This window comes from Planktothricoides sp. SR001 (genome assembly GCF_001276715.1).
GTDB lineage: Bacteria > Cyanobacteriota > Cyanobacteriia > Cyanobacteriales > Laspinemataceae > Planktothricoides > Planktothricoides raciborskii.
Genome location: NZ_LIUQ01000038.1, coordinates 21,386 through 43,036, shown reverse-complemented (window position 1 = coordinate 43,036; position 21,651 = coordinate 21,386). Strand labels below are relative to the sequence as shown.

Annotated in this window: 29 protein-coding genes and 1 pseudogene; 12 read left to right on the top strand and 18 right to left on the bottom strand. The window is 42.7% G+C overall.

Annotation, left to right across the window (positions count from 1 at the left end; genetic code table 11):
* Window positions 1-439: 439 nt before the first annotated feature.
* Both AM228_RS19920 and AM228_RS19915 read left to right on the top strand, forming a co-directional pair.
* Window positions 440-1,774, top strand: coding sequence for a TrkH family potassium uptake protein (locus AM228_RS19920; RefSeq protein ID WP_054468521.1), 1,335 nt, complete (start codon window positions 440-442; stop codon window positions 1,772-1,774).
* A 51-nt stretch (window positions 1,775-1,825) separates the two neighbouring features.
* Window positions 1,826-2,524, top strand: coding sequence for a TrkA family potassium uptake protein (locus AM228_RS19915; protein ID WP_054468517.1), 699 nt, complete (start codon window positions 1,826-1,828; stop codon window positions 2,522-2,524).
* Window positions 2,525-2,564: 40 nt separating this feature from the next.
* Here the strand turns inward: AM228_RS19915 and AM228_RS19910 are convergent, their stop codons facing one another.
* The 14 genes and pseudogenes from AM228_RS19910 to AM228_RS19860 all read right to left on the bottom strand — a co-directional run bounded on the left by AM228_RS19910 (window position 2,565) and on the right by AM228_RS19860 (window position 13,632).
* Window positions 2,565-3,026 (bottom strand): hypothetical protein, encoded by a 462-nt coding sequence (locus AM228_RS19910; protein WP_054468516.1) that lies wholly within the window; start codon window positions 3,024-3,026, stop codon window positions 2,565-2,567.
* Window positions 3,027-4,132: 1,106 nt separating this feature from the next.
* Window positions 4,133-4,336, bottom strand: a complete 204-nt coding sequence (locus tag AM228_RS19905) for a phycobilisome linker polypeptide (RefSeq protein WP_072160863.1) — start codon at window positions 4,334-4,336, stop codon at window positions 4,133-4,135.
* Between the two features lie 212 nt (window positions 4,337-4,548).
* The gene (gene apcB, locus AM228_RS19900) at window positions 4,549-5,034 is read right to left on the bottom strand and encodes an allophycocyanin subunit beta (protein ID WP_054468513.1); all 486 of its coding nucleotides are present in this window, start codon (window positions 5,032-5,034) and stop codon (window positions 4,549-4,551) included.
* A gap of 89 nt (window positions 5,035-5,123) precedes the next feature.
* Entirely contained in the window at window positions 5,124-5,609 is a 486-nt protein-coding gene (gene apcA, locus AM228_RS19895; protein ID WP_054468512.1) for an allophycocyanin subunit alpha, read from the bottom strand.
* Between the two features lie 484 nt (window positions 5,610-6,093).
* Window positions 6,094-6,456, bottom strand: coding sequence for a DUF2237 family protein (locus AM228_RS19890; protein ID WP_054468509.1), 363 nt, complete (start codon window positions 6,454-6,456; stop codon window positions 6,094-6,096).
* 265 nt (window positions 6,457-6,721) lie between these two features.
* A pseudogene (locus tag AM228_RS19885) lies at window positions 6,722-7,066 on the bottom strand (sensor histidine kinase); the annotation flags it as partial.
* A gap of 12 nt (window positions 7,067-7,078) precedes the next feature.
* Complete coding sequence (locus AM228_RS19880; RefSeq protein ID WP_255353229.1) at window positions 7,079-7,906, bottom strand: sensor histidine kinase; 828 nt, start codon at window positions 7,904-7,906, stop codon at window positions 7,079-7,081.
* Between the two features lie 28 nt (window positions 7,907-7,934).
* Complete coding sequence (locus AM228_RS33110) at window positions 7,935-8,096, bottom strand: hypothetical protein (RefSeq protein ID WP_156331924.1); 162 nt, start codon at window positions 8,094-8,096, stop codon at window positions 7,935-7,937.
* Between the two features lie 12 nt (window positions 8,097-8,108).
* Window positions 8,109-8,870: a hypothetical protein gene (locus AM228_RS19875; RefSeq protein WP_054468503.1), complete on the bottom strand. Its 762-nt coding sequence runs from the start codon at window positions 8,868-8,870 to the stop codon at window positions 8,109-8,111.
* A gap of 242 nt (window positions 8,871-9,112) precedes the next feature.
* Window positions 9,113-9,250, bottom strand: a complete 138-nt coding sequence (locus AM228_RS35505; RefSeq protein WP_231636877.1) for a hypothetical protein — start codon at window positions 9,248-9,250, stop codon at window positions 9,113-9,115.
* Complete coding sequence (locus AM228_RS35500) at window positions 9,196-9,450, bottom strand: AAA family ATPase (RefSeq protein ID WP_054468501.1); 255 nt, start codon at window positions 9,448-9,450, stop codon at window positions 9,196-9,198. Before AM228_RS35500 ends, AM228_RS35505 begins: the two co-directional genes overlap by 55 nt.
* Before the next feature lie 3 nt (window positions 9,451-9,453).
* A complete protein-coding gene (locus AM228_RS35495; RefSeq protein WP_231636876.1) occupies window positions 9,454-9,615 on the bottom strand; it encodes an ATP-binding protein in 162 nt (53 codons plus the stop codon).
* A gap of 127 nt (window positions 9,616-9,742) precedes the next feature.
* A complete protein-coding gene (locus AM228_RS35490; RefSeq protein ID WP_231636879.1) occupies window positions 9,743-10,246 on the bottom strand; it encodes a serine/threonine-protein kinase in 504 nt (167 codons plus the stop codon).
* Window positions 10,247-10,413: 167 nt separating this feature from the next.
* Complete coding sequence (locus AM228_RS19860) at window positions 10,414-13,632, bottom strand: phycobilisome rod-core linker polypeptide (protein WP_054468493.1); 3,219 nt, start codon at window positions 13,630-13,632, stop codon at window positions 10,414-10,416.
* 630 nt (window positions 13,633-14,262) lie between these two features.
* On the opposite strand from AM228_RS19860, the gene AM228_RS19855 reads away from it, so the two are divergent.
* From AM228_RS19855 to AM228_RS19825, 8 genes are all read left to right on the top strand, one after another.
* Window positions 14,263-15,489, top strand: coding sequence for a bifunctional 2-polyprenyl-6-hydroxyphenol methylase/3-demethylubiquinol 3-O-methyltransferase UbiG (locus AM228_RS19855; RefSeq protein ID WP_054468491.1), 1,227 nt, complete (start codon window positions 14,263-14,265; stop codon window positions 15,487-15,489).
* A 380-nt stretch (window positions 15,490-15,869) separates the two neighbouring features.
* Window positions 15,870-16,190 (top strand): DUF433 domain-containing protein, encoded by a 321-nt coding sequence (locus AM228_RS19850; RefSeq protein ID WP_054468488.1) that lies wholly within the window; start codon window positions 15,870-15,872, stop codon window positions 16,188-16,190.
* On the top strand, window positions 16,183-16,518 hold the full coding sequence (locus AM228_RS19845) for a DUF5615 family PIN-like protein (protein WP_054468487.1): 336 nt from the start codon (window positions 16,183-16,185) through the stop codon (window positions 16,516-16,518). Before AM228_RS19850 ends, AM228_RS19845 begins: the two co-directional genes overlap by 8 nt.
* Window positions 16,519-16,717: 199 nt before the next feature.
* On the top strand, window positions 16,718-16,990 hold the full coding sequence (locus AM228_RS19840) for a hypothetical protein (protein WP_054468485.1): 273 nt from the start codon (window positions 16,718-16,720) through the stop codon (window positions 16,988-16,990).
* Window positions 16,991-17,038: 48 nt separating this feature from the next.
* Complete coding sequence (locus tag AM228_RS19835; protein ID WP_231636875.1) at window positions 17,039-17,365, top strand: type II toxin-antitoxin system VapC family toxin; 327 nt, start codon at window positions 17,039-17,041, stop codon at window positions 17,363-17,365.
* A 437-nt stretch (window positions 17,366-17,802) separates the two neighbouring features.
* Entirely contained in the window at window positions 17,803-17,973 is a 171-nt protein-coding gene (locus AM228_RS33100) for a hypothetical protein (protein WP_156331923.1), read from the top strand.
* 95 nt (window positions 17,974-18,068) lie between these two features.
* On the top strand, window positions 18,069-18,287 hold the full coding sequence (locus AM228_RS19830; protein ID WP_054468482.1) for a hypothetical protein: 219 nt from the start codon (window positions 18,069-18,071) through the stop codon (window positions 18,285-18,287).
* Window positions 18,284-18,535 carry a PIN domain-containing protein gene (locus tag AM228_RS19825; protein ID WP_072160861.1) on the top strand — a complete coding sequence of 84 codons (252 nt, stop codon included), beginning with the start codon at window positions 18,284-18,286 and terminating at the stop codon, window positions 18,533-18,535. Before AM228_RS19830 ends, AM228_RS19825 begins: the two co-directional genes overlap by 4 nt.
* A 126-nt stretch (window positions 18,536-18,661) precedes the next feature.
* On the opposite strand, the gene AM228_RS19820 is transcribed toward AM228_RS19825, so the two are convergent.
* The 4 genes from AM228_RS19820 to AM228_RS19805 form a co-directional block, all read right to left on the bottom strand.
* Entirely contained in the window at window positions 18,662-19,000 is a 339-nt protein-coding gene (locus AM228_RS19820; protein WP_046320580.1) for a type II toxin-antitoxin system PemK/MazF family toxin, read from the bottom strand.
* Entirely contained in the window at window positions 18,987-19,214 is a 228-nt protein-coding gene (locus tag AM228_RS19815) for a hypothetical protein (protein ID WP_006620406.1), read from the bottom strand. The genes AM228_RS19820 and AM228_RS19815 overlap by 14 nt, the downstream gene beginning before the upstream one ends.
* A gap of 60 nt (window positions 19,215-19,274) precedes the next feature.
* Entirely contained in the window at window positions 19,275-19,454 is a 180-nt protein-coding gene (locus AM228_RS19810; RefSeq protein WP_054468480.1) for a hypothetical protein, read from the bottom strand.
* A gap of 109 nt (window positions 19,455-19,563) precedes the next feature.
* A complete protein-coding gene (locus AM228_RS19805) occupies window positions 19,564-19,806 on the bottom strand; it encodes a hypothetical protein (protein WP_054468479.1) in 243 nt (80 codons plus the stop codon).
* A 73-nt stretch (window positions 19,807-19,879) separates the two neighbouring features.
* Between AM228_RS19805 and AM228_RS33095 the strand changes: the two genes are divergently transcribed.
* The gene (locus tag AM228_RS33095) at window positions 19,880-20,020 is read left to right on the top strand and encodes a hypothetical protein (protein ID WP_156331922.1); all 141 of its coding nucleotides are present in this window, start codon (window positions 19,880-19,882) and stop codon (window positions 20,018-20,020) included.
* Window positions 20,017-21,396, top strand: a complete 1,380-nt coding sequence (locus AM228_RS19800; protein WP_190879638.1) for an NB-ARC domain-containing protein — start codon at window positions 20,017-20,019, stop codon at window positions 21,394-21,396. Before AM228_RS33095 ends, AM228_RS19800 begins: the two co-directional genes overlap by 4 nt.
* The last annotated feature ends 255 nt before the right edge of the window (window positions 21,397-21,651 follow it).

Sequence of the window (21,651 nt, the reverse complement as noted above, 5' to 3'; positions counted from 1 at the left end):
AATTATCATGGTAATAATTTGACTCTTTTATCAAAGATAAATAAATTTAATTCAATCAAATCAATCTGAATCTGAGTTGACAAAATAGATCATTGATATATCATTGATGGTTGATACCCGATCGCTCAAATAGTAATTCTGCCTAATTCTGCCTAACTGCCTAATTCTGTCTAATTCAAGCCTAATCAAAGCCTAATTCAAGCCTAATTCAAGCCTAATTAAGATTTCTGTCATAAATTTTACCACTAAAATTGATAAAAGCAAAAAAATCTCAAGTTTTGAGGTTCCCTGACCCAATATGCGGGGATTTGTGATTTTCTGTGTCTCAGGAGTCAAATTATGTCACAATAACTGACATTATTAGACCCATGAGTGATTTAGGTCAATCCCAGCCTAAGTCGATTCATGTTAACCCGATGAAAACATTACATTTTATCTTATGACAGTATCCAGAACGATTTGCCTAGGTTTTCTGGCAATCATCAGCGTTGGTACGATTTTACTACTATTGCCTTGGTCAACCACAGAACCCGGTTTTAGTGATGTCATCACTGCTTTATTTACTTCCACTTCCGCCGTCTGTGTCACCGGGTTAGTTGTGAAAGACACGGGCACATATTATACAGGATTTGGACAGTTTATTATTGTATTGCTGATTCAGTTGGGTGGCTTAGGTTACATGACCGCCTCAAGTTTTTTGCTATTGTTACTGGGTCGCAAATTTCGGTTACGAGAAAAGCTGGCCATTCAACAATCTTTGGATAAACCGGGAATGGCGGGAGTTTTGCAGTTGGTTAAATCCATTATTGCCGCCACTCTGATTGTGGAAATTACCGGCATTTTTTTACTGATGCTAGTCTTCATCCCCAATTATGGTCAAGCTTATGGGCTGTGGTTGTCAATATTTCATAGTGTCAGCGCTTTTAATAATGCGGGATTTGGTTTATTTTATGATAACCTAGTCCAATATGTAGGAAATCCTTTAATTAACCTGGCAATTACCTTGTTAATTATTTTGGGCGGCATCGGCTATCAAGTAATGATGGAATTATTTTACTGGATGCGCGATCGGCTACAAGGCCGTTCCCAACGAGTCATATTTTCCCTTCATTTCAAAATTGCCACCACCACCACAATTTTTCTGCTAATTTTCGGTACTCTGATCTTTTTCATCATAGAATTCAGCAATCCAAATACCCTAGCCAGTTTGACCTTTGGCGAAAAAATATTAGCAGCTTGGTTTCAATCTGTCACCACCCGTACCGCTGGATTTAATAGCATTGATATTGGCAAAATGACCACCGCAGGTTTATGTCTCAGCATTGTGTTAATGTTTATCGGGGCTTCTCCGGGCAGTACCGGCGGCGGGATTAAAACCACCACCTTTCGAGTATTACTGAACACAGCGCAAACTGTTGTCCAAGGCCGTCAACAAGTGCTGTCTTTTCAGCGGCAAATTCCCATAGAATTAGTCCTGAAAGCTGTCGGACTGATTATGACCGCGATGTTTACCGTGTTCGCCGCTACTATGATGATTTGCATTAGTGACCCTGAAATTCCCGCGATTCAAATTTTGTTTGAAGTCGTTTCTGCTTTTGCAACAGTGGGCTTATCTACGGGAATTACTGCCAGTTTGACTCCCTTTGCCAAACTGGTTTTGGTTTTGACCATGTATATAGGTCGAGTCGGTCCATTGTTGCTGATGAATGCAATTCTGGGAGAACCCCAGCCCACAACTCTTCGTTACCCCGACGAAGAACTATTAGTTGGTTAATCAAGCATTGAATTTGTTGCCATTTACCATAGAGAATTAATAGGAGCATTAATGGTCAACTTATCGTCTCTAAGTTTTCTGCGTAATCTCCGCACCGACAACAAGCAATTTGCGGTGATTGGGTTAGGTCGTTTTGGTCGCGCTGTCTCTTCCACATTACATAGTTTGGGATATGAAGTGCTGGCAATTGATAACAATGAAACGAGTGTTAACCAAGCGTTAAAAGAGCAAATATCCTCCCATGCAATTCAACTAGATACTACCGATCCGATCGCCCTGGAGGAGGCAGGACTTTCTGATTTTGATGTGGTGATTGTAGCCATTGGGAATTATCTCGCCCAAAGTATTATTACCACTTTGAACTTAAAAGAGTTGGGCGTCAAGCACGTCGTGGCCAAAGCCTCCTCAGAAATTCACATGAAACTGCTGAATAAAGTCGGCGCCGATCATGTAGTTTTTCCCGAAAGAGAAATGGGATGTGAACTCGCCCGCAGTCTGACTAAACCTAGACTTTTAGATCAGTTTGAACTCGACCCCAATCATAGTATTGTGGAAATGCTAGTTCCTGCCCAATTTAACGGGAAAACCATCGCAGAATTAGAACTGAGAAATCGGTTTGGCATTAATGTGCTGGCGGTGGGTTCTGATGAGAAGTTTGAAATTAATCCGCCGCCGAATAAACGCATGGAAAAAGGAACGATGATGGTAGTGATTGGAGCCAATAAAGATATTGATCGCATCCCCTTGTAGTTAACTGTAGGGTGGGCAATGCCCACCCTACACCTATTTTTTAACTAATTTCTGGGTCTAAAACAATCTCAGTTTGATGGATTAAATCCTCAAAAGATAGAACAAATTTACTCCGAGAATAAGCCCCCGCTAGATTTTTCATTAAAGACCTTTGCATTTGGCTAGTCATTTGCCATAAAATTTGACGGGTGGGTTTAACCAAACTGTTCCATAAATGGAACAAGGCTAATTCAATATATTTCTCTGTTTTTAGCAGATCATCAAACACGACCCGACTCATCAATTGAGTTGGCTTGATCCACGCAAAAATCTTGGCTTTGTTGTTAATTTGATGCCAAAATCCCATACGAGGTGATTTCGCCTTTTGCTGGTTCAGCAAGACACTCACCGTTGGTTGATCGGTGAACTCATCCCCAACCATTTCTGGTGAAAGGAATAAGGGCAGTGGTAAGGTCAGCCATAAAATCAACAAACCGACGATCATTCCCCGAAAAATTCCCATAGCAAAATAGACCCATGACTAGAAAAAGAAATGGGACTTATTTAGTCCTGTAAGAAAGTCACTTGATTTTCCCAGGATGGCTGTGTTTAATGCGATCGCTTCTCACCGCCATGCTTAGTCAAACTAGCCCCCGGCTGCTCCATAGACGATCAACATCTATTTGCCGACTTTTTCCGTCGTCATATGCGTTGATTTGACCGGGTAAGACTATCTTGACTGACGGTTATTTCTGTGCTTTCTGGGTGACAGAAGCAAATTACCCACTCAACTTACCCTTGGTAAGTTTTTGTCTTACAGTTATCCAAGTCTCATCGTTTCTACTTCCAGATCCGATGGCCGGATGTCAAGCCCTCTTTTTTGATTATAACCCCTTTTATAAATTTATTGAGATCCCTAGAGCAAATTTCTGAAAAATTTATTTTTTTACTGCCAAAATTATTACAAATAGATTTGACATTAGCCATTAGCCATTAGCCATTAGCCATTAGCCATTAGCCATTAGCCATTCAAAGAGTAAATAGGACACCTAGGAAAGAGGCAGCATAAGCGATCGTCAGTGTAAATCAACGCAGCCGAACACTTTAGTTCTTAGTTCCAGTCTTCTCTTGGCAATGTATCCTGGCCATAGCCTGTAACAACAGCGATCGCGGCATCACCACTGAAAACTGAAAGCTGATACCTGAATGCTTACAAAAGCCCACCCTAGGGAATGCTATCAAATACTGGCCAAATACTGAAAATCATTCGGTGGTTCAAGCTGACCTGAAATGCGATGAACACCCGAAAATCTCAAGATAATCTAATTAGTTTTGAGTCTTAAACAAGCAATACTGAAAAATGCTGGAGGGAGAACTATGGAGAGGGAAAAACCGGATTGAAAAACACATTGAAAAACACATTGAAAAACACAACTAAGTGAGATATCCTCTGCTTTTTCAAGGAAAATAACCTTAGCTTAAGAGAATTGAAACCCACCGTGTTTCTATCCATCCCATCCCTGAAACAGCAGAGGTTTTCCCACCTGAGCCTGAATCTATACTACACACAGTTCTAAATATTTGTGTTGGGTCGATTCAGTCATCGAAATTCATATCGCTGAATGTTAATTACAGCAGCCCAGTGTTGGTTCCGGGCGTACCAGTGACCAATTTAACCTTAATAATTTTGCCACCCATTTTCATAATTCTTTGCTGTTCACTAAACCAGTTATCATAAGGCACTAGCTTGGTGAAGTAGGTGTTTTGCAATTCTCGTTGGGTACGAATACGAGTTTGACTTGGGACGCAAGCCGTCACCTTGAACATACGCATGAGTTTTTTCTCCTGATTTAATTGAGAAAATTGTAAATGTCAATTGAGATTATCAAAATTAAAGGCAGGGAGTCGAGAGTCAATCCTAACTCGTCAAAACTCATCTTGTAGATAAGCCCTCGACCAGCTAGAACTCACTCTTGACTTCCCTGACCTCAATAGACTCAAGACAATGCTATGATTTGTAGCATTTCCCTGTCAGGGTGGCTATACTAGCTCAAACCAGAGCTAATGTAGTCGAAGTAAACACCCATTTCTTTGCCAGCGTCAGGGCCGACCAGAGAAGCGGTGACTTCTTTCATGGCTTGGATGGCTTGCACGGTAGAACCGATTGGTACACCCAGGGAGTTGTAGGTTTCCTTCAGACCGTTGAGCACGCGCTCATCCAGGATGGAAGGATCGCCAGCTAACATAGCGTATGTGGCGTAGCGCAGGTAGTAGTCCAAGTCGCGAATGCAAGCAGCATAACGACGGGTGGTGTACATGTTGCCACCGGGACGGGTGACATCACTGTACAGTAAGGACTTGGCCACAGCTTCCTTGACGATGGTAGCGGCATTGGCGCTGATGGTGGTTGCAGCACGAACGCGCAGTTCGCCGGTTGCGAAGTAAGACTTGAGCTTGGCCAAGGAAGAGCTATCGAGGTACTTACCTTGGACGTCGGAGGAGTTAATTACAGCGGTAATTGCGTCTTGCATTGTTTTGATGATTCCTTAAACTGCTTAATCTGGTGACAATTGGCTAAAAGGTGCGGAAAGAATTAAAGAATTAATCAGAGGATTAACTCTTAGGACATAGCACCAATTACATAGTCAAAGTAGGAAGAAGCTTCGGCAGCATCTTCGGCAGAAAGCAAGGAGGAAGCAGCTTCCTTCATTTCACGGACGCCTTGTGCCACTGCATCAATGGGGGTGCCCAGAGATTTGTACATTTCACGAACACCAACGATGCCGATTTCTTCGATGGGGGTCACATCACCAGCGATGATTCCGTAGGTGACGAGACGCAGGTAGTAGTCCAGGTCACGCAGGCAGGTGGCGGTCATTTGCTCGCCGTAGGCGTTTCCACCAGGAGACACCACGTCGGGACGTTTTTGGAACAGACGATCGCCAGCGGTCTTGACGATGCGTTCACGAGATTCACTGAGAATTTGAACGATGCGGAGGCGCTTTTCGCCGGTGGTGACAAAGCTCTTGATCCGATCTAATTCGCCTGGGCTCAGGTAACGAGCTTCAGCATCGGCATTCACGATGGATTTCGTGACGATACTCATTAATTACTTCCTCCAAAAGAGAATGATGTCCAGATAGGTCAAAGATTGATCTGGATTGTGGGTTTGGGTGAGAAAGCGGAGATTCTTTAAGTTTTTTTACTTAAAGACTCATATTTGAGCCTCTCTGCTGCTCCCGACAATATTGTACGGGATAACGTCACCCAAAGAAACTCAATTCAGTTTTTCTTTGACTTCAGTTTTGTAAGTATCGCTATTTTGCAGCATTAGGTTAACACTTGAGCGATTTGCTTAATATTTTTTTACAAATCCGTTAATTTTTGGCCGATTCACCCACCCCATGATTAACCTCTTATGCTTTCATTACAAGAGTTTCAGGGACTTATGTGTTGCTACCTCTTGGATGTAATGTGATTGGTGATTCGTTATGGGACAATTCCTCCCCCCAATCACAAACAACGAATAACAAGCAACAAAAGAATCCCTACCCAACAACAAATAACAAATAACAAATAACAATTAACAATTAAATTGCATATTTTCGCAAATCTTCCAGAGAAACAAATTCTAGGGCTTTTTCATGGGTGGCAGAGAGAATGACCGGGGGCGCCACTCCAGCTTCCAGGGCTTCTTGCCAGCGGCTGGCACATAAACACCAGCGATCGCCCGGTTTCAGTCCCGGAAATTGATAGGCAGGCATGGGGGTGGATAAATCGTTGCCACGAGATTTGGTAAATTCGAGGAATTCCTCGGTGACTTGGGCACAGATGACATGGCTGCCAAAATCCATCGGGCCGGTTTTGCAACAGCCGTCGCGATAAAATCCGGTGACGGGATTGGTACAGCAAGTTTCCAGGGTTTCGCCTAAGACATTTTTTGCTTCAGCCATAAGTAATTCCGATGTGATGGTTGGATGGATTGGTTTAAACCTATTAGTCTAAGTAGGTGAACATAATTAATTGCACTTTTCGTTCCCCGCCGATAGGCTTTGGATTCCCGCCTGTAGGAAGGAGAGAGGTTCGTAGGAGAGAGGAGAGAGAATATCTTTACTCTTTACTCTTTACTCTTTACTCTTTCCTATGCATCCTCTTTCCTCTTTCCTCTAATGGGGTCTGTGGTGCATTTATTTCTGCCCGTCTACTTATTATGTTCACCTATATAGATGAAATTTTGGGGGCAATGGGAATCTCTATGATAAACTCGGTGCCTTGATTGGTTTGACTTTCATAAGTTAATTGCCCTCCATGTTGTTCGACGATAATTTGGTAGCTGGTGGAGAGTCCTAACCCTGTCCCTTGTCCGACGGGTTTGGTGGTAAAAAAGGGATCGAATATTTTGCCTTTAATCGCTTCTGGAATACCCACCCCATTATCTCGAATCAAAATTCTCACAGTGTCTTGAGAAGTTCTTTCGGTAATAATCTCGATTTTAGGGGCAGACTCAGAAAGCGATCGCACTTCCGCTAAAGCATCGATCGCATTAGTCAAAAGATTGAAAAATACCTGATTTAATTATGCGCCATAGCAAATCACGTTGGGTAAATTGCCATAATTTTTCTCCACGGTTACTTGGCGCAAATTTGCTTCACCGTTAATCCGACTTTGCAATAACATTAAACTACTCTCGATACTGACATGAATATCCACGGGTTTGATTTCAGCTTCATCTAACCGGGAGAAAGTGCGTAATCCTTGGACAATCTTGGCAATGCGATCGCAGCCATATTTCATAGAAGTCAATAACTCTTTCACATCAACTCGCAGATAGTCCAAATCCATCTCTTCAATTTTCTCTTGAATCATGGGACTGGGATGGGGCAATTCCTCTCCATAAGCATGAATCAGATATAGTAACTCATCAAAATAATTCTGGGCATAAATCACATTGCCAGAAATAAAATTAATGGGGTTATTAATTTCATGGGCAATTCCGCCAACTATTCGTCCCAATCCAGACATTTTTTCCGATTGAATCAATCGGACTTGGGTGCGCTGCAATTCCTCTAAGGTTTGGGATAACTTCTGATTTTTTTGTTCTAATTCCTCAGTCCGTTGCTGCACTTTTTCTTCTAAGGAAGCATAAAGCCGAGAAGTTTCTAAAGAAATCGCTGCCTGGGTGGATATCATTTGCAATATTTCCATGGGTTTCGTGGTAAACACCCCAGTAGCCAAATTATTTTCTAGATACACTAAGGCAATTAACCGTCGTTGATTTAATAGGGGAATACAGAGGATTGATTTGGGTTGATGGGTTTTAAAGTAAGAGTCGTTACTTTGGCTAATTTCTTGACTAGCATTCTGATAAACCAAAGGTTTTTTAGTGCGAATAACATATTGAATAATTGAGTTAAAAAGCTGATTTTTTAAGTCAATTATTCAATATAGCCGTTTGCTCATCTCCTGGCACTTCTCCAATAGCTTCGATTTTCCAGTTATCTAATTTTACATAACTTTTGTCACCGAATTTCAAGATTAAATAACCCCTTTTGGTTCCGGCAATTTTAATAAAAATTGTCATTAAATTTTTCAAAATTTATTCTACTTATAAACACCGATAAATAATTTGATAATTTTTCGCCAATGCCGCATAATCTAAAAAAGCATTAGCATTATTATCCCCAGGATAAGATGAAATTGTTGTGGTGTTAAACTCAGGGAAATTACCAATTTGGAGGATATATTGAGAGTAGTTGGCTTCCAGTTGTTTTAATTTGTTTTTCGCCCCCCAGCGATCGTAAGAAGAGTAACTCTGGCTGAGGTAAATTTTGGCAAAGTGTTCTTTCCCTAAACCCAGATAAAAATAACCAGCCATTTGATTGGCTAATGCATGATCTTGGAGAAATTCGTTTTCTTTCGCTAAGGCGATCGCGCGATCGTATAAATCCATTGCTGCGAGAATATTTTCGTTTCTCCGCGCTTGTTCCGCTTCGATCAGCAGCAACTTATGTTGGAAATTTTTTGGACAACTTTTCACCCATTGGCTCATCGTTTGCTGATTTTTATTGATTTCATTCAGATAAAGATACCAATTGGGCTGATTTAACATCAGTAAGGAAGCATAATAGTAATATTCTGAGGATAAAGTAAATCCCAAGATACTGGTTAAGATTTTTTTGGTTGGGTTGATATATAGGATGCCTTGGGCAAAATCCTGAGTGATACAACAGAGTTGCATTTGACAGATATAATAAATGGTCAAAGCAAACAAAGATTCAGAAGATTTACAGCGATTAACAAATTCGCGATCGCTAATATCCTTATCCCTTTCAATTGTGCTGTCAATTTCCTCGGCATCAACTCCCACGAAGGAAATGATAAATTTTTTAATCGCGAATAAGACATCAATACCTAACCTAATTGATTTTTGCTAGTTAATGCAAAAGATAAATAATCATTTAATTTATTTAAAATTTCAGGCAAATACAAGCCTTTAATCAGTAAAAATTAAACTCGCTAAGTCTGACAATTGCAAATCATCCAAGAATAAGAATAAGGGATGTTCTGGGTTACAGAAAGATCGGATAAATAAAATATTTAAATAAAAGATTAATTAAATCGATTTTGGGCTTCCACCAGCCCGACTTCAGCCACCGCAGGCTGAGAACTAATAATTAACTCTAATTCAGGAATCACATCAATAATAATTTGCCATTCCCTAATGCGGAGAATATTTTTTCTCGCCATTCTTGTAGTTGCTCTTCACTTTCTGTTAAGATTTGTTCGATTAATTCTCTAAAAGCATTGATTAAGGCTGAGTAGGGAATATGAGTTGGCAATTGATCGAATTTACCACTAATAAAATAGCCCCGTTTGGCGATAATGGCTTTGTGAAGTTCTGCCACTAACGCTGATTTGCCGATACCGGAATATCCGCTAATAAGCATTATTTAATTGGAGAGAATTACCCCGTATCCATGAGCGATCGCCGGTTCTTTGCCCAGACTACTGCTAACTCGTTCAAAGGCACTAATTAACTCAGCAATTTCCGCTTCTCTGCCATAGAGTTTTTGGGGAATCTGGAATTGATCGGCAAAATACCACGCTCCCAAAGCAAAGGGTTCAATAAAACCAAGGGCATTAAACTGCCTTTGACATTCTTGTAAATCCGTCAGGAAACCCCAAGCACTTTGATAACGTTCTTCCGCATTTTCGCCATCAATTTCAGCACAATGTTAGCTAAATTTGAGGTAATTTCGGGACAAATAGAGGAGATGGGGGTTGGGTGGCTAAATGACAGTGGACTAATTCCAGTGGATCTTGGCTGGTAAATGGCAGTTTTCCCGTGAGGAGTTCGTAAAAAGTAACCCCAAGAGAGTAAAAGTCACTGCGATAATCAATTACCCGGTTCATCCTGCCAGTTTGTTCTGGGGAAATATAAGATAAAGTTCCCTCTAAAACATGGGGATTTTTAACTGTGGGATTTTCTCGACTCAGTTGGGTGGCAATGCCAAAATCAATTATTTTCACCTCATTGGTAGAGGGGTTGATGATAATATTACTGGGATTAATATCTTTGTGAATAATGTTGCCACCGTGAATTTCGCCAACAATCTTGGTAATTTGAATGGCGATCGCCAAGAATTTAAGTAAAGGTAGAGGACGACCTGCCAGATATTTCTTTAAGGAGATGCCCCCAATGTCCTGAAACACCAAAAAAGGCTTTTGTTGATGGTATTCCAGGCTATCTACTTTGACGACGCCGGGGAGGGAGAGATTTTGCGCGATATTGCATCCGCAACGCTGACGCGATATTGCATCCGCAACGCGAGAGCGATCGCATCAAAAAACCCCCAGTCTCATCAACAGACCAGGGGTTAAACATTAGAAATGAAAGGTGAAATCAGAAGTTAGGAACGCTTGTAAGGCACCACATCCTCGCGGAAGTAGCGGCCATACTCTGCACCATCCACCAAAGCATCCACAGCGGCAGCCAATCCTTGGTCTAACATCAACTGCTCACACTGATTCACTTCTGGGGTAGCGCCAGGAAGTATGGAACTGCGACCCAACAGGTGACGGCACAACAACTCAGCGGCCTTCGGTGCCGGATAAGGAGTCACAAACCGAGCCTTGTAAGCGTCGGAACTGGCCAACTGGCGGACAAACTCGCGCACGGAAATTTCTCCGTTGCGGAGTTGTGCTTCAGCGTCCAACAAGCGAAACTCTTGGGGAATTTCCTCAGAGTAAACATCCATAATCTGTTGATAGATCGCTTGGATGCCTTCTTCCACTTGATCCACACCACTGTTCGGCGCAACTCGGTGAATCCGGGCGGCTTTCTGGACGGCCACCGGCTGAGGGCTGACGCCGTTCACCGATCGCCCGATTTCCACCACATCGAATTGAGCGGCGGATTCGGCGGTCTGAGACATACCAGACTTCACCGGCTTAAAGCTGGGGACAACGATGTCTTTACTTTGCTTGGTTAGCTGGTTGTAAAGAATTTCCGTATTCGGGAAGTTGGCCGCAGGCAGGGTCGGGAAGCGGCAGAACGGCACGGTATCTTCATTAAAGGCTTGGAGATATTCCATGCTGTTCACCATTGCGGTGATGAATCCACGCAGACCTTGAGCCGCGAGAATCTGGTTATACTTGCGAATTTCCTGCTGATTCAAGGGCGCACGACCCAAGAAATGCTTGGTGCCAAGTTCAATCACCTTGGTATTGGGATAGGGAGTGTAGAACTCTTTAACATAGAGTTTGGAACAACCTAAGCCTTCAATAAATTCCTTAACGGTGATTTCCCCATTCCGCAGTTTGCTTTCCAGGACGCTGAACTCGTTCTTGATGATATAAGCATCAATATCCCGCTCAAAGATTTGCCGGTAAGCTGCTTGAATGACGTTTTGGGCTTCCACGGGGCTGAGGTTGGTGAGCTTGAACACCTTGGTTTGCTCGCGCCGCTTGCTGACCCCTTGAGCCAAGCGCATTTCCACATCGGGAACACTGCGATCGCCCACCGCACCCAGTTCGATAAACAGCGGGGTTTCTTCCTTAACAATCTTGAGATTCTTATCGGCAATGCTGCCAACACGGGTACTGCGTAAGGATTGACCCGCTGGAGTCAGATAGCGCTCATAAGGAACGGTATCTTCCCCAAAGGCTTCCTCATATTCTTTGCTATCGATAATTGCATCGACCAAAGCATAGAAACCTTTCTTCGCCGAGATATCAAAATAGGCATTCATCTCTTGACGACCATAAGTAGGACGTCCTAATAAACGCCGATGGATATACTCGATCGCCTTACAAACGTAGAGGGGAGTCCAGTACAGTTTCAGGAAAGCGGGAGACTTAGCGATCATGCGAATAAATTCCCGCATGGTGATTTCGCGGTTTTCCAACTTAATCTCTGCCACTGTCAAACGCTGACCGGAATAAACCTGACGGCCAAAGACTTGGCGGTAAGCGGCTTCAATCACCGTTTGGGTGCTGGCTTCAATCCCACTGATATTGACACTGCGGGCGCGATCGCGAGGAACTCCAGTCAACTTAAACACCTTAGCGCCCAAAGAACCGGGATTTTCACCCCGTGCCCCTGGGTTGCTCAACTGGTTATTAATTCCCGGTCCTTGATGAATCAGAATCCGGCGACTATCCTTACCAAACGGTGCGGGACGGTTCTTGGGATTCCGGGTTTCTTTCGGGAAAATCGCGCCAAACTGGATTTCCAGAGGATCGTTGCCACTGCCATAGGGATGCTGATCCGGCAACGGCTGGGTGTAATCCGCAAACAGAGTAATAAACTGTGGCACCTTGCGGAAGGGAGCGCTGTAATTAAACAGGTCAAACTGCACGCCCCAGTTGCGGCATTCTTGAGCCTCTTGGCCCAAACCGCGCAGGTAAGGCACCGTTTCCTCACCGAAGTAGTCAGAATACTCTTGGGAATCTACCAAGGCATCGACCAAGGCGGATAAACCGCCAGTAGAAACAATTGAGAAATATTTATTAAACTCTTCGCGGCTAGAAAGACCCCGGCCCAAGAAGTGCCGATGAGCCAATTCCACCACCCGGCTGTTCACAAACGGGCCATAAAACTGTTTTTGGTATAGAGGCGATTTGCCCAAACGACGGACAAACTCTTTCATGGAGATATCGCCATTTTTTACCTGAGACTCCAGGTAAGACAGGCTCAAGCCATAAGCACGAGTAATATCCCGCTCAAAGATTTGCCGATAAGCTGCCTTCACCACTGATTGTTTTTCAGAGAAAGACAAACCGGGCTTCATCACAAATTTTTGCCGACGCTCAGATGCATTGAAATAAATCTGAGGCAGTTCTAGACCTTGTTGATCGGTTGAAGGCCGTTGGCGCAACTTATTAGAAGGAGTAGAACCTTGGAACTCAGTTAATACCAAGTCAAAGCATTGACCGACAAGGCTCTGCGCTTCTGCATCTTCCTTGAAATAAGACAAACTGGCTTGTCTCATTCCTTGGATGGCCACAATGGTCGCCGCCGAAGAACAAGCCCCTTCAATGATTTCCCGCAGTCCGCGCACGTTCACCGAGAGAATATTCATATCCCCGGCCACGATCGCGTAGGTAATATAACGCAAGAACCAAGACAAATCCCGCAAGGATTTGGTCATATTGGATGGACCATAGCGGGAAACGTTAATCGGTTGGAACCCTGGGGGAATTGGTCCACCGCCTGGGGCTGTGGAAAAAATCTCACCCAACCGGCTAAAGATATTGCCACCGCTGGATTTACTTTCCACATAGGTGACAGTTCCCAGTTTCATCCCTTCTTGCAGGGTCATCGGATCGCCTGCTTTGGTCATTTCCATTGGGCGATCGTCCGCTGGCTTTTCTAAGAAAGCCAAGGGAGAACCCCCAGTGAAAATCCGGTTCGCACCACGAGACACAATCAGTTCTGAGTTTTGAGTCAGGACTTCCGCAATCTCTAACCGCTTGGTGCCGGATTGAAAAAATACTTGCAGTTCGCTTAATTCAGAATTATCTGGGAAGCGATCTTGTTGTTCCGCTTGCGAAATGGTTGCAACGGCCACTGTTTGATATAGTTGCGGACGTGCAACTGAGCTTCCACCACTTGCCTTTACACTCATGCGATTTCAAAAACTCCCAACACAGATATTACTAGATTCAACCGAACTCATATAGTTAATCGGCACTTTCACTCCAGTCATGGTTAACAATTCCAGAGTGCCTTCCCTCGATTCGGGGACGGTGAATCATGCCATTGGTTCGACCGTCTGGGTTTAATCAACACAATCTTATTTAGATTAAAACGATTCGGCCTTAACCTCTCAATTATTAAGAATTGTGTAGAAATCTTACGATAGACCCACCATTGGATCTTATGGGTTCATGGGAAAAACTGAGAAAAAAGATAACTTTTGTTACGCTTTCATTGCAAATTACTAACTGCTTATAGAAAAAGAGGAGTTCTAAAGCTTTCGCGGATTACCCGATCGCCCAGCGATCGCGAGTCACGGGCAACTACCAAGCGATCGCCCATTGGAGCCTACTGATTCCTTTGATAATTGGGAAAACGGGTAAAAATCGTTAAATTTACCCCGGCAAATTACGGAAAAATCACCTCGGATTTTGGCAATATTTGCGGAAAACTGACCGAACAAAAAAGGTAAAAAAATTTTTTCCTATTGCACGATAAAAAAAGTCCATAAAAGGTTAAAATAATCGGGAAAATAACCATCATCAATCACGGATAAATTATGAATTCTGAAAGTAACATTAGTCAGGCAGTCCAACAACTTTATGATACTTACCCGTTTCCCCCAGAAACCCTCTTAGATGAACCCCCACCGGGATATAACTGGCGCTGGAATTGGCCGGTTGCTTATAGTTTTTGCACCGGACAAAAACCAAAAAATCAGGCCATTCGGATTCTTGATGCCGGTTGTGGTACTGGGGTGGGAACCGATTATTTAGTTCACCTCAACCCGGAAGCCCATATCACCGCTATTGATTTAAGTAGCGGGGCATTGGAGGTAGCCCAAGAACGCTGTCAACGTTCTGGGGCAGACCGGGTGACATTTCATCATTTAAGTATTTATGATGTGGGTCAACTGGAGGGAGAATTTGATTTAATTAATTGTGTCGGGGTACTGCATCATTTACCCGATCCAATTCGGGGGATTAAAGCTTTGGCGTCTAAGTTGGCGCAGGGGGGTTTATTTCATATTTTTGTCTATGCAGAGTTAGGTCGCTGGGAAATTCAACTGATGCAGAAAGCGATCGGGCTGTTACAACAAAATTCTAGCCTCGATCGACCCACAGGCGAAACCTATCAAGAAGGGGTGAAAATTGGGCGGCAAATTTTTGCCGCATTACCAGAAAATAACCGGATTTTGAAACGGGAAAAAGAACGTTGGGCAATGGAAAATCACCGGGATGCCAGTTTTGCGGATATGTATGTGCATCCTCAAGAAATTGACTACAATATTGACACTTTATTTGAATTTATTGATGCATCAGGATTAGAGTTTTTAGGGTTTTCTAATGTAGATTATTGGAATTTAGAGCGACTTTTGGGCAAGGAACCAGAGTTAATGGAACGGGCAAAACAGTTGAGCGATCGCCAACGGTATCGACTGATTGAATTACTCGATCCAGAAGTAACTCACTATGAGTTTTTCCTGACTCGTCCCCCATTAGCGATCGCTGACTGGTCTAATGATGAGGCATTAAAAGCAGCCTATCCCGAAATCAGTCCTTGTTTACATGGATGGCCAAGCACACAAGTCTTTGACTATAACTACCAAATCGTCGATTTTTCCCCGGCAGAATTTGAATTTCTCCAAGCTTGTGAAACCGCTAATTCTTCTGGTGACACCAAAAAGACTATCGCCGAAATATTAGCCAAAGTTGACCTAGATTTGGATGGGGTGCGGAGTCTGCAAAAACGACAAATTATTTTACTTTCACCGGCTCAAGGTTAAGCATAGGAAAAATACTTAGAAACCGGGTTTCTTTAGACCATCTCTGTCACCTAACCAAAATGCTGATAGAAACCCGGTTTGTTTGCTTGAGCACATTTTTGGCTATTGGTGCGTTACGGCGGGAATGAAGATAATTAATTTGAGCCATAAATTTTGCCCCGCAAACACGCACCCTACCAAAGACTACCAAAGACGTAGGCTTGAGAAACCGGGTTTCTTTAGACCATCTCTGTCACCGAACCAAGAAACCGGGTTTCGTCAAAGAAACCCGGTTTCTAACCCGGTTTCTTTGCTTGGTTGATTTCGGTGCGATCGCCCTTCATTTGTTTATGCTAGGATTAAGTAGCTTAAACATTAGCAAATAAGAGATTTTCAATAAAATGCCTCAGCCAGCAATCATCACAGAACATATTGAAATTACGCCGGGAGTCCTTGGTGGTAAGCCCCGCATTGCCGGTCATAGAATTGCCGTAGCACATATCGCTGAAATGTATCTAAAAATGGGAATTTCTCTAGAAGAAATTGCGGGCAAATATGATTTATCCCTGGCATCGGTTCATGCAGCAATGACTTATTATTACGATCATCGCTCGGAAATCGATCGTCATACCGCTGAAAGTCGAATGCGGGTAGAAGAATTAAAGCGCAATAGTCCCCCATCTCCGTTACAAGAAAAGTTGAGGGCAATTAGAGGTGAGTGAGAAAATTCGGTTTCATTTGGACGAGCATATTGACCCTAATATTGCGCGGGGTTTACGTCGTTATGGCATAGATGTAACCACAACAGTAGATGCAGGGTTGCGGACTCAAAGTGATGAATTACATCTGGCATTTATTCGTGAAGAGCAGCGGGTGATAGTCACCCATGATGATGATTTTCTAATTATGGCCAGTGATATCACCAATTATCCTGGGATTGTCTATTGTGCGCCTAATTCTCGTTCCGTTGGGGAGATTATCCGTAGTTTGATTTTAATTTATGAAGTCTATACCCCTGAAGAAATGAGCGGAAGAATTGAATATATTTGATATGATTGCAAGGCGATCGCCTCTATCCAGAAACCGGGTTTCTTTAGACCATCTTTGTCACCGAAACAAGAAACCGGGTTTCGTCAAAGTTACCCGGTTTTTAACCCGGTTTCTTTGGTTGTAAGATGAATTCTCAATATCCTGGTAAATTTAGACTAATTTGAGATAAAATAGAATAGGTTTTTCTGGAGCAAAAGAGATGGAAACAATTAAGCTGAATTCTCATGTGGTAACCGATGGTATTCTCCAAATTACGATGCCAGCTAATTTAAAAAATACTGCGGTTGAAGTAGTATTAGTAGTACAGCCGTTATTATCTGAAGAAACTAAATCCAAGTATAATGCCTGGGGGAAGTTGACCACTAAAGAATCAATTCAACAAGCCATTGAGCAAATGCGAAAATTGCAGCAACAAGTGGCGTTGTCACCAAATTTTATTCGAGAAATGATTGATGAAGGGCGGAGATTTTAATGCATTTTGTCTTAGATTGTTCGATCGCAATTAGTTGGTGCTTAGTCGATGAAAATAACGATTGTACCGGCAATTTGGTCACTAGAAGTCGCGAATACTCTACTGGTGGCGGAACGACGCAACCGTATGACTCAGGAGCAATCACAATTAGCGATCGCTTTGTTACAATCTTTGTTAATTCACGTTGAGGAAGCAACGGATAGCAAGGCGTTCTCTTCAACATTTGATCTGGCAAGAAAAGAAGGTTTAGCGGCTTATGATGCGGCATATTTAGAGTTAGCCATACGATTAAAATTGCCAATTGCAACACTCGATCGCCGCTTGGCAGAAGCCGCAACTCGCTGCAGGGTAGATTTGGTAGTTGTTGATGGTTAGAAAAATCCCAGAAACCGGGTTTCTTTAGACCGTCTTTGTCACCCCACCAGAGGGTTCATAGAAACCCGGCTTCTTTGCTTGGTTGCTTGGTTGCTTGGGGGCAACAGAGAAACCGGGTTTCTTACCCAAATCTCTGTCACCCAATCAACATTATCGCAGAAACCCGGTTTCTTTATTGTAGGGTGCGTGTTTGCGGCGAAAAAATTGAGATTTTTACCGAGATTTATAAATCCGCCGTAACGCACCAATATTTAGCAATAAAGGTGCGTTACGTCTGGAATGGAGATGGTTAATTGGAGGCATAAATTTACCCCCGACTAACGCACCCTACCAAAGACTACCAAAGATTACCAAAGACTGTAGGCGATCGCCTCTATCCAGAAACCGGGTTTCTTTAGACCATATTTGTCACCCAACCTAGTAGGGGCGTTCTCGCATTGGCCCCTACTAGAAACCCGGTTTCTTTGCTTGGTTGCTTGGGGGCAACAGAGAAACCGGGTTTCTTCAGACCATCTTTGTCACCCCACCAAAATGCTCATAGAAACCCGGTTTCTTTGCTTGGTTGCTTGAGTACCTTTTTGGCTATTGGTGCGTTACGGCGGGAATGAAAATAATTAATTTGAGCCATAAATTTTGCCCCGCAAACACGCACCCTACCAAAGAGGTGGTTAAACTAGATACACATCCTTAATTCTGTTAACCTATGATTTCATTTAAAACGATTCTTCACAACGGCATCATTAACATTCCGTCTCAATACTCCTCCCAATGGGAAGGAAAAACCATCTGCGTCATTGTGTTAGAAAACCAGGAAAGCACACCGTCATCTATTGATATTGAAAACAACCCCCTCAAAGGAAGTATTATTTTTGAGGATGACCTGATTTCTCCCATTGATGAGCCTTGGGAAACAGACGAATGATTATTCTCGATACTCATGCTTGGCTTTGGTGGGTCAATGAATCCGACAAACTAGCTCCTCACGCCGGAGAAATCATTCAGGGAGCAGACCAGATTGGGATTTGTGCGATTAGTTGCTGGGAAGTAGCAATGCTCATTGCCAAAGATAGACTCGGGCTATCAATGGATGTACAAGTCTGGATTGATTTAGCACTACAAGTTTCTTTGCTTAGTTGCTTGCTGATGGCGTCAGAAACCGGGTTTCTTTAGACCATCTTTGTCACCCAACCAAAATGCTGATAGAAACCCGGTTTCTTTACTTGGTTGATTTTGGCGCGATCGCGCTTTTTTAACCACAAATAAAGGTGAATGAATCAATGGCGATCGTGAGGAAATTTAATCTAGCTTTAAGTGGAGTTTGAGGGCAGTCTCTACTATTTGCATAACTTCCTGACTCAAAAAACCCACTGCATCCCCACCGATCCTTTGTTTAGAAATAGTTCGCACCTGCTGCGCTTGCACCTTGGAAGGCTTGGATAAACCGCTATCCTCCGGATTGATTAACACTTCAAAAGGGTAAACGCGAGTCACATTAGAGGTAATGGGTAGAATTGTCACTGTATCCGCTGCGCGGTTATTTGCATCGTTACTTACTATAAGCACGGGGCGGCGTTTATCCATTTCCGATCCAACCGCCGGACTGAGATTAGCATAGTAAATTTCACCACGTTTCATCGGTTAATCCATCGGCAATTGTAATATCCCAAGCGGAATCAATTTCACTAGATGCTTCTCTGTAAGCGGATTCTAGTTCTTGATTTCTCAATAATTCTAAAGCTAATTGAATCACTTGGTCAGGGGATTGACATCCTTTGGCGGTTTTATAGTTCTCAATAAATTGTACTAGGGATGTTGGTAAGGAAATTGAGATTTCTTTAGCGGGCGACATCTTAGTTATTGATCGTTATAGATATGATTATTTGATTATAGCATCAGCGATCAACTTAATTCAGAAACTCGGTAATTGACACCAAATCTCTGTCACCCAACCAAGAAACCCGGTTTCTAACCCGGTTTTTTTGCTTGGTTGCTTGCTGAGGGCAACAGAGAAACCGGGTTTCTTCAGACCATCTTTGTCACCCAACCAAAATGCTGATAGAAACCCGGTTTCTTTGCTTGCTTGGGGCAACAGAGAAACCGGGTTTCTTTAGACCATCTCTGTCACCTCACCTTAATGCTCACAGAAACCCGGTTTCTTTATTGGTAGGGTGCGTTAGGCGGCGACAAACTTTAGATTTTTACCGAGATTGATAAATCTGCTCGTTGAGTTCTTGCATTCCACCAGATATGATAGCAATTAGAATAATCGCACAAACGACAAATGTAGTCCATCGATTTGCGGCTTCACGATCACCAGTCAAAGCCTCGAAGATGCCGCCAACGGGTATAACAGCTAAAAGTCCTGCCCCAACTCCTGCAACTCCCCAGACGAAAGATGACCATAAAACTGCAAAAATGTTAATTGTGGCAAGTATAAACATACTTTACTAAGAAATATGTGCTTGAATACCTCTCCTATGATCGTTGCTAAATCAAAGCGTTGTCTAGGCTAAAATGCTCGATTTTGTTGGCAATTTTGTCGGCAACCCCAACTCCACCGCGTCAAAACTGTTGGAAAATGCCAGAATTTGTTGGAAAATGCTAGGAAATGTTGGCTATAATACGGAAAATCCCGAAATCTACCCGAATCCATGAATCTTGATGAAGTGCTAAAAATGGCTGACGCTCTGGTGTTTGCTAAGACCGGGCAACACCTTGATGACTTGCAACAGGCGATCGCACGGGGAACTCTGCAAGGTAAGAAATACAGCGAAATTGCCCAAGAAAAGCACTGTAATGAGAGTTATGTTCGGGATGTTGGAGCAAAATTATGGCAGATACTTTCAAAGGAGTTAGAGGAAGAAGTTACTGAGGAAGTTACTAAAGTTACTAAATCTAATTTTAGATCGACAATGGAGAGGCTGCAATTTGCCTTATTTTCATCAAATGTTGCTCAAGATTCTGTGCAAATTAGGAATATTAATATCTGCGGAGAAGCCAGACAACCACCAGATACAACTAACCAAAACCCACAAAATAAAACAACATCTAACCCCCAACAAACCCCAACTTTCCATCACGATTTAAGTGAAATGCCCAAGTTAGGCAGCTTCTATAATCGGACTGCTGAACTGGAACTACTCAAAAAGGAAATCCTCACAGAAAAAGCACAACTTTTAACCATTACTGGCATGATAGGGATGGGCAAAACCGCCCTGGGGATAAAACTTGTAGAAGAAATTAAACATGAATTTGAATATGTGATTTGGCGTAGTCTGGAAACTTGCCCGACCCTTGCCCAATTGCAAAATAATTTAACCGAAATTTTTACCGAGGGGGATAATCAAACTTCACCGCTACCCCTGATGAACCTGATGAAATTTTTACAAAATCATCGCTGTTTAATTATTTTAGATGATATCCATTACCTGTTTATGCGGGGTGAATTGGCCGGTCATTATCAACCAAAATATGAGGATTATCGCAGTTTCTTTAAACAAATTAAAGAGCGATCGCATCAAACTTGTTTTCTCTTAATTGGTTGGGAATACCCGCGAGAAATTGCTCAAATTAAACACCCAAATACCCCTAACTTAATCTTGACCGGGTTAGACACTGCATCCGCTCACCAAATTATCGCCGAACAAGGATTAGAACCCGAAGCAAACGGCTCCCGATTCATTGATCATTATCAAGGCAACCCGTTATGGTTAAAAACTGTGGCGAATTTTATGGTTGAATTAGGCTTAACTGTGACTGAAGTGTTACAAAATCAGCCTTTATTATTTCCCCAAGATTTGAAAGATATTTTACAGCAACCGTTGGCTTACCTATCGGAACCAGAAAAGCAACTTTTATCCCTATTAGCTAAAGAAAATGAGGCGATCGCCCTGGTCAAACTATTAGAAATTGCCCCGATGCCATATGCCGATTTACTGGATATCCTACAATCTCTTTGCCGTCGTTATTGGATAGAAAAAACCGATCATCTTTATGGAATGTCACCTGTATTGAGACCGTACCAATTTTGAATAAAAAAAGCTGAATAAAAAAAAGCGTCTATTCGGGAATGAAGATAATTAATTTGAACCCTAAATTTTACCCCTACTAACGCACCCTACCAAAGACTTAATACCATCTTTGTCACCAAACCTTATGGCTGATAGCAACCCGGTTTCTTGGTTTCTTTGCTTGGTTGCTTCGGGAGCATCTCCATTAAATTAATCTATAAGTAGAAATACTTAGATAATTTAGGCACCAAAAGCCCCATTGAGATAGGCGCAACG